Annotated in this window: 11 protein-coding genes and 2 pseudogenes; 10 read left to right on the top strand and 3 right to left on the bottom strand. The window is 36.8% G+C overall.

The window, feature by feature from the left end:
* Positions 1-3: 3 nt before the first annotated feature.
* The 9 genes and pseudogenes from O4O04_RS16630 (at position 4) to O4O04_RS16585 (ending at position 10,308) form a co-directional block, all read left to right on the top strand.
* Positions 4-3,439, top strand: a pseudogene (locus tag O4O04_RS16630) (chemotaxis protein CheW).
* A 1-nt stretch (position 3,440) separates the two neighbouring features.
* Entirely contained in the window at positions 3,441-4,547 is a 1,107-nt protein-coding gene (locus O4O04_RS16620; protein ID WP_272532899.1) for a protein-glutamate methylesterase/protein-glutamine glutaminase, read from the top strand.
* A gap of 3 nt (positions 4,548-4,550) precedes the next feature.
* The gene (locus O4O04_RS16615) at positions 4,551-4,913 is read left to right on the top strand and encodes a response regulator (protein WP_272532898.1); all 363 of its coding nucleotides are present in this window, start codon (positions 4,551-4,553) and stop codon (positions 4,911-4,913) included.
* Complete coding sequence (locus O4O04_RS16610; RefSeq protein WP_272532897.1) at positions 4,913-5,686, top strand: segregation and condensation protein A; 774 nt, start codon at positions 4,913-4,915, stop codon at positions 5,684-5,686. Before O4O04_RS16615 ends, O4O04_RS16610 begins: the two co-directional genes overlap by 1 nt.
* Positions 5,662-6,222, top strand: a pseudogene (scpB, locus tag O4O04_RS16605) (SMC-Scp complex subunit ScpB); the annotation flags it as partial. The gene O4O04_RS16610 and the pseudogene scpB, both read left to right, overlap by 25 nt.
* 184 nt (positions 6,223-6,406) lie before the next feature.
* The gene (pheA, locus tag O4O04_RS16600; RefSeq protein ID WP_272532896.1) at positions 6,407-7,495 is read left to right on the top strand and encodes a prephenate dehydratase; all 1,089 of its coding nucleotides are present in this window, start codon (positions 6,407-6,409) and stop codon (positions 7,493-7,495) included.
* A complete protein-coding gene (locus tag O4O04_RS16595; protein WP_272532895.1) occupies positions 7,492-8,376 on the top strand; it encodes a prephenate dehydrogenase in 885 nt (294 codons plus the stop codon). Before pheA ends, O4O04_RS16595 begins: the two co-directional genes overlap by 4 nt.
* 112 nt (positions 8,377-8,488) lie before the next feature.
* The gene (locus tag O4O04_RS16590) at positions 8,489-9,667 is read left to right on the top strand and encodes a DUF1343 domain-containing protein (protein ID WP_272532894.1); all 1,179 of its coding nucleotides are present in this window, start codon (positions 8,489-8,491) and stop codon (positions 9,665-9,667) included.
* 32 nt (positions 9,668-9,699) lie between these two features.
* Entirely contained in the window at positions 9,700-10,308 is a 609-nt protein-coding gene (locus tag O4O04_RS16585) for a LemA family protein (RefSeq protein ID WP_442915908.1), read from the top strand.
* Here the strand turns inward: O4O04_RS16585 and O4O04_RS16580 are convergent.
* Positions 10,295-13,408: an adenylate/guanylate cyclase domain-containing protein gene (locus O4O04_RS16580; RefSeq protein ID WP_272532893.1), complete on the bottom strand. Its 3,114-nt coding sequence runs from the start codon at positions 13,406-13,408 to the stop codon at positions 10,295-10,297. The two genes, O4O04_RS16585 and O4O04_RS16580, sit on opposite strands and share 14 nt — an antisense overlap.
* Before the next feature lie 253 nt (positions 13,409-13,661).
* Here O4O04_RS16580 and O4O04_RS16575 point away from each other — a divergent pair, with 253 nt between their 5' ends.
* Positions 13,662-14,810, top strand: coding sequence for a hypothetical protein (locus O4O04_RS16575; protein WP_272532892.1), 1,149 nt, complete (start codon positions 13,662-13,664; stop codon positions 14,808-14,810).
* Positions 14,811-14,875: 65 nt separating this feature from the next.
* Here O4O04_RS16575 and O4O04_RS16570 read toward each other — a convergent pair whose 3' ends face one another.
* Both O4O04_RS16570 and O4O04_RS16565 read right to left on the bottom strand, forming a co-directional pair.
* The gene (locus tag O4O04_RS16570; protein WP_272532891.1) at positions 14,876-16,303 is read right to left on the bottom strand and encodes an MBOAT family O-acyltransferase; all 1,428 of its coding nucleotides are present in this window, start codon (positions 16,301-16,303) and stop codon (positions 14,876-14,878) included.
* A complete protein-coding gene (locus O4O04_RS16565) occupies positions 16,293-17,591 on the bottom strand; it encodes an alginate O-acetyltransferase AlgX-related protein (protein WP_272532890.1) in 1,299 nt (432 codons plus the stop codon). The genes O4O04_RS16570 and O4O04_RS16565 overlap by 11 nt, the downstream gene beginning before the upstream one ends.
* Between the last annotated feature and the right edge of the window lie 12 nt (positions 17,592-17,603).

The raw sequence follows: 17,603 nt of genomic DNA, 5'->3' as shown, positions 1-17,603 counted from the left end.
TGAATGGCTGGAATATTAGGCGAATACACAGAATTATTCTTAGAGGAATCCGAAGATCAAATTGAAGAATTGAATTCCAATCTTCTACTTCTAGAAAAAGATCATCACAATCAAGAAATTATAAATGATATATTTCGTGCAGCACATTCTCTTAAGAGTTCGGCCGCATTCGTTGGTTTATACAATCTATCTGATCTTTCACATAAGATGGAAAACCTTCTACAAAAAATTCGAGAAGGAACTCTCGAAGTCAATATCACTCTTGTAAATATTTTATTTGAATGCTTCGATCTCATCAAAGGCGTTATTTCTAAAGTTGCAAATGGGGAAAAGTCTGATGAACCATTTACTCATATGATTCAAGCAATTGATGAATATGAGAAAAATCCAAGCACGCGAGCTAGTTCACAGAAAACAGATTCTTCTGACAATCAAAAATCTAACGAAGACTCAACGAAAATGGATGGACAACAAGCGCAGAATAATCAAACCAAAGGCGATGGTAAGAATAAAATGAATCCGAATGCACTTATAATCACAATGGATGATGTTGCTGATATTCAAGAAGAATTAACCGCACGCCCTGGAATGAATCCCTACAAAGTTAGAATCATCTTGAAAGCTGATACGCCAATGAAAGGTTTAAGATTTTCCCTTATTCTTCAAAACTTAAAAAATTATGGGCTTATTGCTAAATCAAAACCTACTGAAGAAGAATTGGAATCAGGCTCAGCCTCTGAGAGTTTATATTTTGTATTTCTAAGTAAGAAACAAGAAGCAGAGATCCATGAAATTGCCAATATGGATATGGTTGAGACTATAAATATCAATCGATTCAAATTGCCCGAAGCAAAAAAAGTAGAAAAGAAAGCTTCGGATTCTAATACCCAAGAAAATAAATCATCTTCAAAACAAACATCCAATAACAAGACTCAGAATACGGTTGCTGAAGCACAAGCCATTCGAGGAAGTTTGGATTCGACTAATTCTGATTTGATGGATCCGAGCTTGGATAAAGCTACAACGGATGCAAAAATCGTTCTAAAAAGTATTAAAGTCTCTTCCGATAAACTGGATCAACTTTTGAATAATGTGGGTGAACTTGTAATTACCAATTCTGGTTTCCAAAAAATCTATGATGATCTTTTGGCACTGTTTGGTGAAGATACACTTTTCAATGAATTGAAGTCTAAGATCGATCAGATCAATCGAATTTCGAAGGATTTACAAACAGGAATCATGAATATTCGAATGGTTCCGATAGGATCGGTATTCAATCGTTTTACGAGGTTGGTTCGTGATCTATCACTTGACACTGGTAAGAAAGTGAACCTTGTTCTCCGTGGTGAGAACACCGAGCTTGATAAAAAAGTTATTGATGCAATTGGCGAACCATTGATCCACTTGATTCGAAATTCTGTCGATCATGGAATCGAGTCTCCACAAGACAGAATTAAGAAAGGCAAACCGGAAGAGGGAACTGTTGAACTCAATGCCTATCAAGGTGGCTCCAACATCATGGTTGAGATTCGCGATGATGGACGTGGTCTCAATAAACAGAAAATTTTAGACAAAGCAATAAAGAGTGGTCTAGTCTCAAAAGATGATGCACAAAATCTTTCGGACAATGATATCTATCAATTTATTTTTGCTGCTGGTTTCTCAACGGCAGAGAAAGTAACCGATATCTCTGGACGTGGAGTGGGGATGAGCGTTGTAAATAAACTCATCCAAGAATTCAAAGGTAAAATAATTATTAACTCCCAAGAAGGAGTTGGCTCAGCTTTTACGCTTAGTTTCCCACAAGCACTTGCTATCATTCCATCTATTCTTGTTATGATGGAAGAAGAAGTGTATGCTTTTCCATTATCTGAAGTAAGTGAGACGATAAAAGTCAATACTGATCAGATCACAACTTTAGAAGGTCATGAGATTATCAATCTTCGTGGCGAAGTATTACCAATCTATAGATTGAATAGAATCATTGGTCTCGCAGAAAAAAGCAACTCGGAAGATCTGCCAGTTGTCATTGTGAACTATAAGAGCAGAAAACTTGGCTTTATCGTCGATGATCTGATTGGTAAACATGAGACAGTAATCAAATCACTCGCTAAGAATTTTCGAAATGTTCCTGGACTGACTGGTGCAACGATCATGGGAGACGGGACGATCATTTTGGTTCTAGACATTCCTGGCTTAGTCGAAATCGCAGCAGAAGACAACGAAACTATGTTATCTCTAAGTGGTGAGATGATGAAACGAGTGAATACCGTTCGTAGTCTAGAGATTACAGATACGGATTATATTTTCAAAACTAAGCTTGCGACGAATACATTCAATTCTAAGTTATTCGATCTTCGAGCAAAAGATAAAACGAAACTAAAGAAAGATCGACAAAAAGTTGCAAAGAATCGGGAAGACCGCAAGATCGTTGTTACGCGAGAAGAGTTGCTTCGGGAGAACGAATTAGAGAACCAAGAGGAATTGGTATTGAACTCGGCTGCACCAGTAGCTTTGGAAGCTCAGACTTCAAGCTTACCGATTCTGGAACCAGCGATATCTCGTAGCAATGGAAATGGGGATTCTAATTCAAGAATCAAAGATGATCAGGATAAATCATCAAGCAGCAATGGATCAAATGGAAAATCTTCTGACAATCATCTTCCGCATAAGATAGAATCAACTTCGGCTAGCGCAAAAAAAAACAGAAGATCTATACTCGCATCTTGAATCCAAAGTTTCGGATGTGGATGATGAACACAAAAAGAAAGCAGCAGAAATCATTCAGGGATTTATTGAGCAGAAAAATCAAAGAATCCAAGCTGTTGAGTCATCTGCATCGAAAGGTATTGACGAACTTCTCAATCGTGAACAGTTGAGAAAATTAGAATCGGTTATGAATACTGGGATGATGAATGCCGGCATGGTATTATCACAGTTAGTTGGCAAAGAAGTGGAACTTTTTGTTCCAGACATTTCGCTCACAGATAAAGAAGGGCTTGCAAAAGATATTCGTTATTCGGACGAGAATTTCTTCGGGATGAAGATCCGAATGAATGGCGATCTAAACGGTAATCTACTTATGATGTTCTCTGAAGAGAATGGACGAAGGATTGCAAGTGAATTGCTTAGAGAGACTCAGGCTAGCTCAGGATCTTCCTTGAATTCTGATTCACAATCTGTTCTTTCCGAGATTTCAAATATCGTCTGTTCTGGTGTGATCAATTCGCTATCGAATAAATCGAAGTCTGAAATTTTGCCATCGGTGCCAGAATTCATGACGGGAAAATTCACAGAAGTCTTAGACATTGTGAAACCAGAACGAACCAAATTCTTAAGTATGCATACTGAATTCAATCATGAGGGAAATAATTTATTAGGAATTCTATTATTTCTTCCTGATTTCGACGAATTAGTGGAGCTCATCACTAAACTCTAATATGTCCAAACGTCCTATAAAAGTACTCATAGTTGATGATTCTCTATTGGTTCGGAATATTATCGCAGATATTCTAACCAATGAAGATGATATCGAAGTAGTCGCAACTGGTAAGACGGGAGTTGATTGTGTTGAGTTATCGAAAAAATTAAATCCTGATCTAATCGTTTTGGATATAGAAATGCCGGTGATGGACGGATTGTCCGCACTGAGTGAACTCAAGAAAAATAGATTAAGAATACCAACAATTATGCTCTCGGTTCTTACTCAACATGGAGCCGATGCAACCTTTCGAGCACTCGAATTGGGAGCGATAGATTTTATCCCAAAACCTTCGAGCCAGATTCAGATGGATACCAAGGAATTAGGAAGAATTCTAATCCAAAGAATCAGAGGATATTTTGATGGAAGTGGCTCAACACCGAATGCAAAAGAATCCACAAAAACTTCTTCCACTGAAAAAATAGTCAGAACTTTTCCAGAAAAAACAGCAGTTGATAAAAAATTAGGAACTACAAGGATAGCGGAATACGAAGTAATTTGTTTCGGGACATCGACGGGTGGACCAAAAGCATTGCAAACTATTGTTCAAGCTTTTCCAGGTGATCTCAAAATTCCGGTTTTTATTGTGCAACATATGCCAGCTGGTTTCACGAAAGCATTTGCTGACAGAATGAACGGATTTTGCAAACTTCATGTTAAAGAAGCGGAAAATGGAGAGCCCGTAGTTCCAGGGACTGTTTATATAGCGCCTGGAGATTTTCACATGAAAATCTCCAATAAATCAGGAGCCAAATTTATAGAGCTCGATAAATCTCCTGTTGTGAATGGACATAGACCTTCCATTGAAATGACTTTTGATAGTCTTCGAGAAGTATACGGCGGTCACAAAATTGTTGCAACAATTATGACTGGAATGGGACGAGATGGTGCCGATGCTATAAAGAGAATCCATGATGCAAAAGGTTTTACCCTTGCTCAGGATGAAAGTTCTTCTGTAATCTACGGAATGAATAAGTATGCGGTGGAAATCGGTGCAATTGACCGAGTGAAACCGTTAGTTGAAATTTTACCAAATGTATTGGATATTGTGAATCAAAGAGGATAGGGTATGGCCAGAATATTAGTAGTTGACGATGCAAAATTTATGAGAACCCTCGTGAAGGATGCACTTACATCAGCAGGTCATGAGATAGTTGGTGAGGCAGAGAATGGGAATATGGCAGTGGAGCAATACAAAGCTCTTAAGCCAGACCTAGTAACAATGGACATCACCATGAGAGAAAAAGATGGAATTGAAGCAACGAAAGAAATTATGAAGATAGACGGTGCAGCAAAAGTCATTATGGTAACTGCTCTTGGACAAGAAGATCTCTTGGCAAAAGCGATTAAGATGGGTGTTAAGGATTTTGTTGTTAAACCTTTTCCTCCAGAAAGACTTCAACAAGCGGCCGCTAAAGCATTAGGCAATTAATGGCTGAACATCCAGACTCCTTTATTGTTCGATGGAACAATTCGGAGGGAGGCGTTTCTGAAGGTCCTCTGAATGTTTTGTGGAGTCTTATTGATAGTTATAGAGTTGATATATTTGATGTATCATTAACACGAATTACAAATGATTTTATAAATTTTATAAAGACGGCAGATTCTATATCACTTGATCTGAGTTCAGAATTTGCCTTAATGGCTGCAAATCTCATCTATTTGAAATCACGTGCTCTTCTTCCAGATCCTGGATTCGAGGAAGAAGATTACAATCCACCACTTCCTAAAGAACTGGTGGAGAAATTACTGGAACACAAAAAATTTCAAATGGCAGCTGGTAAACTTTCTCAGCTTGATAAGATCACATCTGGAATGTTTACTCGTGATTCAAATGTTGTACTTGCTGATGATGATAAGTGGTTGGATCTAAGTCTTGTTGATCTAATCTCAGCGTTCAATTCTATTCTCAACAAAGAACCAGAGAACGAAGAAGAGCCCCTCGTTTATGAAGGATTGAATAAGAATTTCTCTGTTGAAGATAAAATGGAATTGATAGAGAAGTCATTAGCAAGCAAAGGAGAAATTATTTTCTCAGAAATTTTCGAATCAGATAGTCCTGAGAAACAGGAGATCGTTGCAGGTTTCTTGGCAGTACTGGAAGTTGTAAAAATCAGAGTAGCGCGTGTAGTTCAGCACCAAGTCTTTGGAACAATAAAATTAATAGCGGTGAATCAATCTTGGAAGAGGACAGAAAGTATCTAAAAGGTCTATTAGAAGCTTTGGTATTCCTATCTTCTGAACCTATCAAACTATCAAGTCTTGCAAAAACAATCGAGATTGATAAATCTTATGCAAGAGAATTGTTGGACGATTTAGTTCTTGATTATCAAGAACGAGAAGGTGGATTTCTCTTAAGAGAAATTGCAGGACAATATCAATTCATAACCAGCGATGTATATCACGAACGATTGGGTGTGATCTTTAAAGAAAAGAAAAGAGAAACACTTTCTAGAAGTAATTTGGATACACTTGCGATCATAGCCTACAAACAACCTGTCACCTTATCAGAAATAGACGACATTCGCGGTGTGTCATCTCGTGCAATGGTCGCCAATCTAATCTCTAAAAAATTAGTAAAACCGATTGGACAAAAAGAAGTTCCAGGAAGACCGACTCTCTATGGAACAACGCACGATTTCCTAATTCATTTCGGACTGAGCACACTTACAGATCTGCCTTCACCCGTGGAAGTAAAGGAATTAAAATTCGAAGAATTGAATGTGACCCTTGGCGAAGAAACCGAATTCGAAAGACCTGAAGGGTTGGAGCTTCCCGAAGAGTTAGAAGAACCTCAGAATAATTTGGAAGAATCCGAACAATTTGAACAAGTCGAAGTGGATGAAATAGATTCAACATCGGACAACAATTTGGTTGATGAATCTGAAGATTTGCAAGATCCTAGCTTGAAGACAGGACAAGAGAATGAGTAGTACTGAATCTGAACTAAACCAATTGCGAAATAAAATAGATTCTCTTGATTCTGAGATCATTAGATTGATACAAGATCGTGCGAAGGTCGGATCGGAAATTGGAGAGATCAAGAAGAAAACGGGTGATCCAATCTATAGGCCTGATCGAGAGAAAGAAGTTTATAAAAAAGTAAAATCCAGAAATCCTGGACCTTTGCCAGATTCTGTTATGGTTGCTATTTATCGAGAGATCATGTCAGGAACCATAGCGCTCGAGAAGTCAATTCAAGTGGGATTTATGGGTCCTGAAGGATCCTTTTCCCATGAGGCAACGCAGAAAAAATTTGGTTCTATTGTTGATAGTCATGCTTTTCCTTCTATAACAGATGTTTTTCGAGAAGTGGAATCTGGTAAATTGGATTATGGAACAGTTCCGGTCGAGAACTCAACAGAGGGTTCTGTCGGGTCTACACTTGATAATCTTATTCAAGCCGATCTCAATGTTTACTCGGAAATGTATATGCAAATATCTTTTCATTTACTTGGCTTCGAGCAAGACTTAAAAAAAATCAAAAAGGTCTACGGAATTCGTATTGGAAACGAACAGTGCCGTGGATGGATTCATGCAAATCTTCCCAATGTAGAAATTATTGAAACTTCATCAACTGCAATGGCAGCCAAAATTGTATCTGAACAAAAGGACGGTGTCGCAATTGCGTCTAAGTCAGCGGGCGAATTGTACGGACTTGATATTTTGTATCCGTCTATTGAAGATATTCCTGGCAATACGACTAGATTTTTTATTATTGGAAAAGATATCTGTCCGCCAACGGGAAATGATAAAACGTCAATTGTTTTCTCTGTTCCTGATCAACCTGGTTCGCTGATTTCTGCATTACAAATATTCCAAGATTATAAATTAAATCTTTCTAAATTAGAATCTCGACCTTCACGTAGAACTTTGTGGGATTATAATTTTTTTACAGACTTTTCTGGTCATATAAACGATCCGAAGATATCTGAAATGTTGACTAAATTGAAAACTACTTGTCAATTTATAAAAATTCTAGGATCTTATCCGAGTTCTCCAGACAAATTATGAGTTTTAGACCCAATAGAATATTGATCTATGGTGTCGGACTTATGGGCGCATCACTCGCTTATGCAATTCGTAAAAAATATCCAGATTGTTCGATCGATGGAGTGGTACGTTCTAAATCCAGTCTTGAAATCTGTGAAAATAAAAAATTATTGAATCAAGGATTATTGGAATCTGATTTTCTAATGAATCCCAATTGGAATGATTACGATCTGGTTGTGTTCGGAACTCCTGTCGATTCTATTGTATTGCAGATTGATAATATTCCAAAAGATTCTAAGACAATCTATACTGATATGGGTTCCACCAAACAAAGTATTATTGATAAGGTTAATAACTATTTTCCAGAAAAGCATAATTATATTTCTTCTCATCCAATGTGCGGCTCTGAACAGTTAGGAGCGAGCAATGCTATTCCTGATCTTTATGAAAATAAATTATGTATAATCACAACAGCTTCCGGTAGCAATGAGAATGCAAAAAATTCTGTTATAGAATTCTGGCAAACAATTGGAATGAAGATTTATTGTATGCAAGCCAAAGAGCATGATCGAGTACTCGCATATCTATCCCATTCGCCTCATATACTCTCATCTCTTATGGCAATCTGGGCGAATAAAACCGTCGGAGAAGAAAATCAGAAATCACCAATGCCAATCATGGGTGGAGGTTTTCGGGATATGGCAAGAATTGCAGGTTCTAATCCGGAGATGTGGAAAGGGATACTCGCTCAGAATAAATTAGAAATTATCGAATCTTTACGAAATTTTCAAATAGAATTGAATCAATCTATTGAACTATTAGAAAATGGAAATGTTAGCGATTGGGAGAAATTCTTCGAAGATGCGCTAATGCATAAAAATTCTTTATTACGAAAAAGTTAAATTTTTTTAATTCAGATGGTCTATATATGAAAATTATAAAATCAATAATATCTAATTAGTGTATTCGCATGAAGTTACTAATAAAAATAAGATCAATTACTAGTATATAATCATGAAGTTTGTAAAAAAAATAAAAAATTTCGCTCAAGCACGAACAGGAATTCTCACAAATCATACAGGATATGGTTGGAAGGGTGACTATCATTTTAGATCTTTAAGTAAAATCCTTGATGTTAGGCGAATTTTTGTTCCAGAGCATGGACTATTTGCGGAATTGCAAGATCAGGTATCTGGTTCAGATCTAAAATATTTTGACGAAAGTTTAGAATTTTGGAATATATATGGGGATACGGAAGAGAGCCTAGTTCCTCCCGATGATAAATTACTCGACTTAGAAATCATCATCATTGATATACGAGACGTCGGAGCGAGATATTATACATTTCTAACCTCAGCGAATTATATTCTTAATAAACTCTCAGTTTTGCAAAAGTCAGGCAAGCAAGTTCCAAAGATTTTGATTTTTGATTCGGCTAATCCTATTGGAAACAAGGTGGAAGGATCGCCACTGAGAAAAGGCTATTCTTCGTTTGTTGGAGTTGAGGATGTCTTACATCGTCATGGACTGACTCCTGCTGGTCTGCTCAGTTATTATAATGATAGCTTAAGCTACAATTTAGAAATATTCGTAGCACCAGTTGGTTTCTTTCATCCAAAAGAATTCAATATGCTAAATTGGATTCCTCCTTCTCCGAATATTCCTTCGCTTACTTCTTGTTTGGTGTATCCAGGACAGTGTCTGCTTGAAGGAACCAATATCTCGGAAGGAAGGGGAACGACTCGCCCATTTGAGATTTTCGGAGCTGAGTATATTGATCCGTTTGAATCTCCGATCAAGAAACGATTGGAAGAGAATTCACAGGATAGTTTTTATTTGCGTCCTCTTCGTTATGTGCCAACATTTCATAAATTTAAAAATCAAATATGCGGTGGATTCCAAATCCATGTTACAAATCCGAAGAAGTTTCGATCACTCAATTTTACTTTGGACTTGATACGAATTGTTCGGGAAGTTTATCCGAAAAATTTCCAATATCTGGACGGAGTGTACGAATTTCGATCTGATAGGCCAGCCATAGAATTACTAGTGGGCGATCCGATTCTTCTGGACTATATAAATGGAGGTCAAGATCGGAAAGAAATTATGAACTACCTTGAGTTCGAAGAAAGTGAATGGAAACAAAAAATTAAACCTTATCGTTATCTAAAAAATTCAGATTTTTTTGCTTGAAATTGGCATTCTCTAAAACAATGCTGATCTTTATGAAATTCCTTCCTTTCAGTAAAAAACTTTCTATAATATCCATACTGTTCCTTGTCGGTATGGTATCACAAAATTGTGGGTATAACAAAATACAAGCCTTGGATGAACAGGTCAATGCTTCCAAGTCGGAAATTTTGAACCAATACAAAAGACGAGCCGATTTGATTCCTGGTCTTGTTAATATTGTGAAGGCTTATGCTTCTCATGAAAAAGAAGTTTTGCAAGGAGTTGCGGATGCAAGATCTAGAATGGGCTCTATTCAAATGACTCCAGAACTAATGAATGATCCTGCAGCATTTGCCAAATTCCAAAAGTCCCAAGGTGAATTGAGTTCTTGGCTATCCAGACTTATGATGGTTACAGAGAATTATCCAAATCTAAAAGCGGATCAACGATTCGGTGATCTACAAGCACAATTGGAAGGCACAGAAAATCGCATAACAGTTGCTCGCAATCGCTATATCGCAGCAGTTCAAGAATTCAACACAACCATTCGACAGTTCCCGACTGTGCTCACAGCGAAGATGTTTGGTTATGATGTGAAGCCTAATTTTACTGTTGAAAACGAAGCACAAATTACTGAACCTCCAGCGATTAATTTTGAGTAGTTCCTTGTGTGATGTCTAAAATTTTGTGATAAAAATGTTTATTGGGGATCTTGCCCTCTCCTCGAGCGGAGAGATCCTCACGTATCCTTTCTAGAAAATACATTCCCATCTCCCCTTTATTTTTTACATCAATACTTCCGCGTGGAGTGCAGACGAAAAAATCTTTTACAAGTTCATAAGTAGCTTCGGAAATATTTACTTTACCGGGTACTCCTGCTGATTCCATCCTAGATGCAATGTTGACCGCATCACCCCAGATATCATAAGCAAATTTCTTTTTGCCAATTACTCCAGCAATCACAGGACCAGTATGGATTCCAATTCGAATCTCCCAACTAGGTTGCCCGATTTTTTCTCGTATAAATTTTACTTGATCCATAAAAGCGCAGATTTCTAATGCCGCCAAACAAACATCATACGGATGTGTCTGATTGGGAATGGGAAGTCCGCCAGCTGACATGTATGCGTCTCCGATTGTTTTGAGTTTTTCTAAATTGAATCGCTCCGATATCTCATCAAATTGTAAAAAAGCACCATCCAATTGATTGATAAGTTCGTTTGGAGTCATACTCTCAGCGATTTTAGTAAATCCTTTGAAATCAGTGAAAAGTATTGTAGTTGATTCGTATTGAACTGGAACTACAGTTCCCGTATTTTTTAGTTCTTCAGCAACACCATCAGGAAGAATATTCTTAAGGAGTTGATTGGATTTGTTGCGTTCTTTTTCTGCATCGGATAGCAGACCTGTGTTGTATATAGCGCCTGCTATCTGGCTATTGAAGCGGATGATTCTTCGGAGGTCATTCTGGGAGAGTTTCAACTTGTCACCAAAATTGGTCATTGTGAGAATCCCTTCTACTTCATTGTTCACAAGAATTGGCAATTGAATGAAGGATCTTAAATTTAGATCATTGATGATAACTTGATCAAATCCTTCGATTCCTCGATTTGGAATCTTCGGAAGATAGAAATGTTTTTTTCTAGAATAGGTTCCATACAAAGAACCAGATTCTGGTTTTAATGGAATTTTCATTTTTAGATATTTTTCTTTTATAGATTTTTCGGTATGTCCGTCATCATTGAAAATGGATGTGTATAGACAATTCTCCTCTTTATTGACTAGGAGTAACCAATGGTAATTCAGGTTGAAGTTCTCCTTGAGATAGTCAGCAACCTGATCAAAGATTTTCTCCAATGAGCTATTCGAAGAAAGGGCAATTGATAATTGAGCAAGTTTCTCGGCTTCTTTGGACGATTGTTCGGATTCGCGCTTGGCAATCATTGCTCGTTCAAGTAAGATGGAGTTGTTCACGGCACCTGCTATCTGTTCGGCGATAGATGCGAGAACCGAAAGTTCGGCTTTCTTAAGGTTTAGTCCATTCGAATAGGATGTTGCGCACAAAATCGCAACTACTTCACCTTGAACAACGAGGGGAATCTGAATGAAAGAGGATAGATTAAGGAGTTCTACAACGACTCGATCATACCCCTCAACCATTTCCGGTTTTATTCTAGGAAGATAAAATAATTTCTTTCGAGTAAATGTCCTATAAAGAGTTCCACCCGTTTCATTTAGAGGAACGGTGAATTCAGAAAATACTCGTTCTTGATCGGAATTCAAGAAATTGAATCCTACCCATTGTTCCGTTGTCAATATTTTATTGGCGGAATCAACATTAAGCATCCAAATCGATTCAATTCCAAATCCTTCCTTCACATATTCGTAAACTTTTTGCAAGATATGGTTTAGATCAAAGGTAGAATTCACTTCTTTGGAGATTGTATTGAGAAAACGAATATCTTGAGTTCTCTCCTCAACCATATTTTCCAAATTGGTTTTGTATTTGGTGAGTTCGCGAGATAGATCTTCTGCAGCCTTGAATGCACGAGAGAATTTGGATGATAGAATCAATGACTGCGAGAATATAAAAATAATAAAACCATAAGATGCAAAGTAAACAGAACGAATATTCATCATATCAATTACTATATCATAAATTACGGTTGAAGCCATTGCGATCCAACCGATAAGGAAAAGTATCGCACCTTGACGCCCTTTCCAAGTTGCACGAATGATCACTCCAAATACATAAATTACTCCAAGCAATGTTAGAACTTGAAAATAATTGACTGTCTGAGTAAAAATATATACCGGAAGCAAAGTAATTGGGATAAAAGATAAAGTAATGATTATATAGTATTTATTAATATAACGAGACATTAAGGTCCCATACAAACTTTTGACAAAAAGAAAAAATGGGGCAGGTGCCGCATAGAAAGATATATATTCCAATCTATAAAATATATCCCAATTGATACCAGGGAAAAAATCGAGAAAGACTCGATTGCCAGTAACAATAGTTCTAATCGAAATCAGGAAACAGAATATACTGAAATACAAAATTGATTTCTCGGATCTGCGAAAAAAGTAAAAACCAATATGATATAAGCCCATGATCAAAATTGATCCGAATAGAAATATTTCCTTTCCAACGGACAAATTGTAATTTCTTGCCATTGACTCTTCGAGTCCAATCTCAATGTTACTCCAGAATCCACCGTCGTTATATCCAAAATTGGATATATGAAAAATCAGAACTATCTCAGGCTGAGCTTTGATCTTGAGTAATCTTGGTTTGATCCAAGGCTTAGTGAGCTGGAAATCTGAATCAATCTTACCTTGTTCTGCAACTAGATACCCATTGCTGTAAAGCTTGTAAGCACTCGAGATTTCTGGAATTAGCAAAGTAAAATTGCGTCCGTTATAGGCCTCAGAGATTCTGATTGTTACACGATAGCTCGCATATCCATCTCTTGAATAATTAGATCCGTCCGAGTCAAGATTGGTATTCCACGAGCTTGGAACTCTATTGTAGATAGGATTTGGGACAATATGTCCTTCGCTAGGTATGAATTCTTGCCAAAAAAATTCCCATTCACCAGATACTGGAATACCATTATTTCTTTCAAAAATAACTCTTCTTAAATCCAACACGCCTTTCTGTGTTGTTAAGTTGGGATCTTCGAATTCAAAACAATTGGAGAATAACGTGATTGTGAGAAAAACCGCCAATCGGATCATATTGCGTGTCTGTGGCATCCACCAGAATATGAGAGAGTGATCGAAAATGTCAAGTTAAATTTAAGATATTGGAAGGTTACGGTTATCTTTGACTTGAAAAATTGCTAGATAAATCTAAAGAATTTTATTTGAATTTTGCACTAGTCGTGCAAAATTGCTTCCAGTATTTAACATTTATCCGTGTTAGGTGAATGTGCTGGAGATTATTTTTTATTAAGATGTTTAAAAAGGATTTACATTCATTTTATTTATTGAAATAACTTAGATTGTGATGAAAAATCTCAAGCAAATTTTCATTCTAGGTATTGTATTCCTAGTCTTAGTATTTTTAACTTTGGAAATATCTTTACGCTTTTTAGTAGTTGATAAGCTTCCTCTATCTATAAAATATAAAATTGATGAAAAAGAGATTCATTGCTACAATGATGATTTAGATTTGATTCAATTGTGTCCAAATATTCAAATGAGATTGATTAGTCCGTTAGGTTTTAGTTACAATTTAACGACGAATGCGATGGGGGAACGAATTACAAGCAACATGTATGTTGCTAAGAATAACCAAGAAAAAATCGATGAAGGTTCCGGAATAAATACTGGAGTTAGTGATGCAGTCCTCGACCAATCTCAGAAAATAGACAAATTTTCCCATGTTGAAAGTATTCCTAAATTAGGAATTTGGGCGATTGGCGACAGCCTAACAATGGGCTACGGAATCAATGATGATGAAAGTCTACCTTTCTTACTTGCTACAAAAGGTTTTCAAGTTCGCAACCTTGCTTCGGATTCGCTTGGGTCGAATGATATTTATAAAATATTGAAATCGAATCTCGGTAAAAGGATAACAGATCCTTCCGAATCCAATCAGGCAAAGAATCAAAAGAATGGTGCGGACTTTATTGTTTGGGTATTCTCTCGATCCGATTTTTATGATGATCTAAAATCTAATTCTAAATTTCAGAATTTTCTCAGAAAACAATCATTCAAATTATCAAAAAAAATACGCAGTCTGATTGTTGCTCGAGCGATTTTGGAAAATTGGAGAATTCAAAGGTCATCCAATGATTACAACTTTATTCAGAAAGAGCAATTTGTACCGCCTGCAGATAATCATCCTACTCTCGTGGCAATTAAGAATATTCGAAAATTATCATTCGATGCGAATATCGATCCAATTGTTGTTCTTGCTCCTGACTGGGATCATCTCAACGGAGATCCAGAATTGAATACTGAATGTTTCAAATTTATGAAAACATATTTTACGAAATTAGAATTTAATGTCGTGGATATGAGCGAGTTTTTTGATAATCGAAAAGGCTCTGAACTTTATATTCCAAATGATGGTCATCCTTCAGCAAATGCGAATAAGCTGATTGGAATAGAGGTTTCTAGAATTCTTCGAAGTTTACCCAAGCATCAATGAACAAATATTTTTCAATCATTGAAGCCCTGAGATAAGCAAAGATAATTTTTTATAGTACTAAAGTATCAAAATTGAAAGTAGACAAACGGTTGTGAAGTTGTAACTGAATAGATCAGTAAACAAATAACCAATATCAATGCACAAAGCGTGTAAGTTAAAGCTCTATGATTCAGTAATTTCTCAAAATAGTCTTCTTTCTTTTCTTGGAATAGATCTACTGTAAACAAGAATGCCATGCAAACCCAAATTGGAATCGAAAGGTTCAACGTTTCTCCTTGTTCAAAGGAAAATGCTCTCTCAATCATGAAAAGCGCGACTTCAATTCCAGTTTTACCTTCAATTGGCTTAGCTCGAAAGAAAAATAAAGCAAAATTAAATATAAAAAATGGATAGATCCAAATAATATATTGAGGGATGCGATCCATGAAATTTTTGATTCTCTTGAAACTAAATACAAATCTCTCCAAGACAATCAATACTGAATGAAATGTTCCCCAAGCTAGAACTGCCCAGTCTGCACCATGCCACAAGCCGCTTAAGAAAAATGTAATAAAAACATTGAAATATGCTCTAACTTCACTTACTCGATTGCCACCTAAAGAAATGTACACGTAATCTCGGAGCCAGGACGAAAGGGAAATATGCCACCTCGCCCACAAATCGGAAAGATTGATCGCAAAAAATGGTCGGTTGAAGTTTTTGGGAATTCTAAAACCGAGAATCCTTGCTGTTCCAATCGCTATATCACTGTAACCCGAGAAATCACAATACAATTGAATGGCGTGAAGAAAGACGGCAAACCACATCATTGTCCAATCATAGCTTCCCGGATTTCCATAAATCAGATCTACGGCGTTTGCAACTGGATCAGCAAGAATTGTTTTCTTAAAAAATCCCCAAGAAAGTTGACGCATTCCATAGAAAAAATTATTTTTTTGGAATTCCTTCCATCCTTCAAACTGAGGTAGAATATCTTTGGCGCGAAGTATCGGTCCTGCAACTAGTTGCGGAAAGAATGATATGAACAGAGAAAATTCTGAGAGATTCTTGTGAATTGGAATGATACCACGATAGACGTCCACGCTGTAAGAGATTGCTTGCAATGTAAAAAAGGATATTCCCATCGGAAGAATAATTCCCCATTTAGCAAGATAACCAGGATCACAACTATCCAATCCTAAAATTGTATTCCATGCACTAAATGAAAAATCAATATATTTAAAGAAATACAATATACTTAAGTTTCCAATTATTGATGCCCACAACAGAATTCTTTTGATTAGAATATTATTCGCACGAACTTGATATAACGTTGAATAGTAGGTGATTACGATGGAAAAAAGCAACAGTAACAAAAAAGGAACTTTAAAGACTGCATAGAAATAAACGGAGGCAACAAGTAACCAACCTTTTTGCCATGTCTTAGGTAATTTAAAATATAGATAAATTACAAATGGTGCAAACAGAAAGAAGTGGAATGAGTTAAAGAGCATTCGATTCTCCTTTTGGTTTGCTATTATTTATTTCTGGACTCAATGTTTCTTTCGAATTCGGAAGTGAATTCTTAGATTTTTGGTTTGTAAATCTAGGAAGGTTAGTAAGACGTTTTTTTATGGTTTGTGCAAACCAATGGTTTCCTTTTTTCGTTAAATGTCCGTCTCCGGGAATGTAGTATTCATCGATCGGACAAATTTCTTTGGTCTCTTCCAAAAGATCAATGGTTTCAATACCTTGTTCGGTAAACCAAGCTTTAGATCGTATCGCATAATCATAGAGCGGTGAATACTTTCCATGAAAGTTACAACGAATGTCCTCATTTTGAACTGGCATGTAAACAATCAAGAGCCTCAGATTTTTTTGTTTAGCGACTTCGAGCATGATATTGTATGCATAGATAGTTTCTTCGGGGAGAGGATCTAGATTCTTTGCTTCTGGCGTGTTCGATAAACAGTTAATATTTTGAGGTAGAGATTCTGGACAGATTGTTCGCTTAGAACTAGATGAAGATAATTCACCCGAGCATGGAGGATTGGGAGGAAAGCGATAGAAGGAATCCACCAAATATTGAGAAGGCTTCTGAAGCTCATTTACTTCAGCAAGAAATTCCATGGATGCAACATGTCGCTTGATTGAGATTTGTTCAGTTGCAAGTTTTGCTGCTTGAAGAAAGTAGGAATAGTAAGTTAACTCAAACTGCCAATGGAATTTTTGTTTGTAGTCTTCATCAAATTCTCGATTTTTTTCTGTTATGTCATCTGGTTGAACACCTTGTTCGGCAAGTCCTGGTGGAACGGTGAAGTCGTTGGGTGATACAAAAAATAAAACGGTATCTAGTTCTAAAATCTCAGCAGATTCTTTCAGTCTTTTTGCAGATCCGAGAGAACCGTATGCATCGACTGCCAGATTCTGAGTTTGGAACTTTTTGCCAGAGAAGCTAATTCCGTCGAGAAGCGAACAAAATGTATCTTCATCGCTAACTCCAAAACCCATAACCAAACTGTCGCCGAGACAAGCAAGCTTTGGCAGATTAGAGTCTGGTTCTTTGGATCCGCGAAACCCCAATGAATTGGTAGTGAATCTTCCTTCCCAGAGTCCATTAAAATGTCTGATGTAAATATCTAGATTCTTGCCAAGTGATACATAATAGTCAGGATGAAAGCGATGCAATAATTTTATATTTCTATAATAGGAAAGGGAAGGTGGGTCAACAAATCGCAATCCAACTTCAGCGAGAACAACAAGAAGCAAAGTATAGAAAGCAAAAACGATAAGTTTTCTCATGACTGCTGCTTT

The sequence above is a fragment of the Leptospira sp. GIMC2001 genome (assembly GCF_028462125.1).
Lineage (GTDB): Bacteria > Spirochaetota > Leptospiria > Leptospirales > Leptospiraceae.
This window is presented reverse-complemented; position numbering and strand designations above follow the sequence as displayed.

What these genes read in the sequence shown, in the direction of transcription:
- O4O04_RS16620 (WP_272532899.1), top strand. Translation starts at nt 3,441, where the DNA reads ATGTCCAAACGTCCTATAAAAGTACTCATAGTTGATGATTCTCTATTG.
- O4O04_RS16615 (WP_272532898.1), top strand. Translation starts at nt 4,551, where the DNA reads ATGGCCAGAATATTAGTAGTTGACGATGCAAAATTTATGAGAACCCTC.
- O4O04_RS16610 (WP_272532897.1), top strand. Translation starts at nt 4,913, where the DNA reads ATGGCTGAACATCCAGACTCCTTTATTGTTCGATGGAACAATTCGGAG.
- pheA (WP_272532896.1), top strand. Translation starts at nt 6,407, where the DNA reads ATGAGTAGTACTGAATCTGAACTAAACCAATTGCGAAATAAAATAGAT.
- O4O04_RS16595 (WP_272532895.1), top strand. Translation starts at nt 7,492, where the DNA reads ATGAGTTTTAGACCCAATAGAATATTGATCTATGGTGTCGGACTTATG.
- O4O04_RS16590 (WP_272532894.1), top strand. Translation starts at nt 8,489, where the DNA reads ATGAAGTTTGTAAAAAAAATAAAAAATTTCGCTCAAGCACGAACAGGA.
- O4O04_RS16585 (WP_442915908.1), top strand. Translation starts at nt 9,700, where the DNA reads ATGAAATTCCTTCCTTTCAGTAAAAAACTTTCTATAATATCCATACTG.
- O4O04_RS16580 (WP_272532893.1), bottom strand. Translation starts at nt 13,408, where the DNA reads ATGCCACAGACACGCAATATGATCCGATTGGCGGTTTTTCTCACAATC.
- O4O04_RS16575 (WP_272532892.1), top strand. Translation starts at nt 13,662, where the DNA reads ATGAAAAATCTCAAGCAAATTTTCATTCTAGGTATTGTATTCCTAGTC.
- O4O04_RS16570 (WP_272532891.1), bottom strand. Translation starts at nt 16,303, where the DNA reads ATGCTCTTTAACTCATTCCACTTCTTTCTGTTTGCACCATTTGTAATT.
- O4O04_RS16565 (WP_272532890.1), bottom strand. Translation starts at nt 17,591, where the DNA reads ATGAGAAAACTTATCGTTTTTGCTTTCTATACTTTGCTTCTTGTTGTT.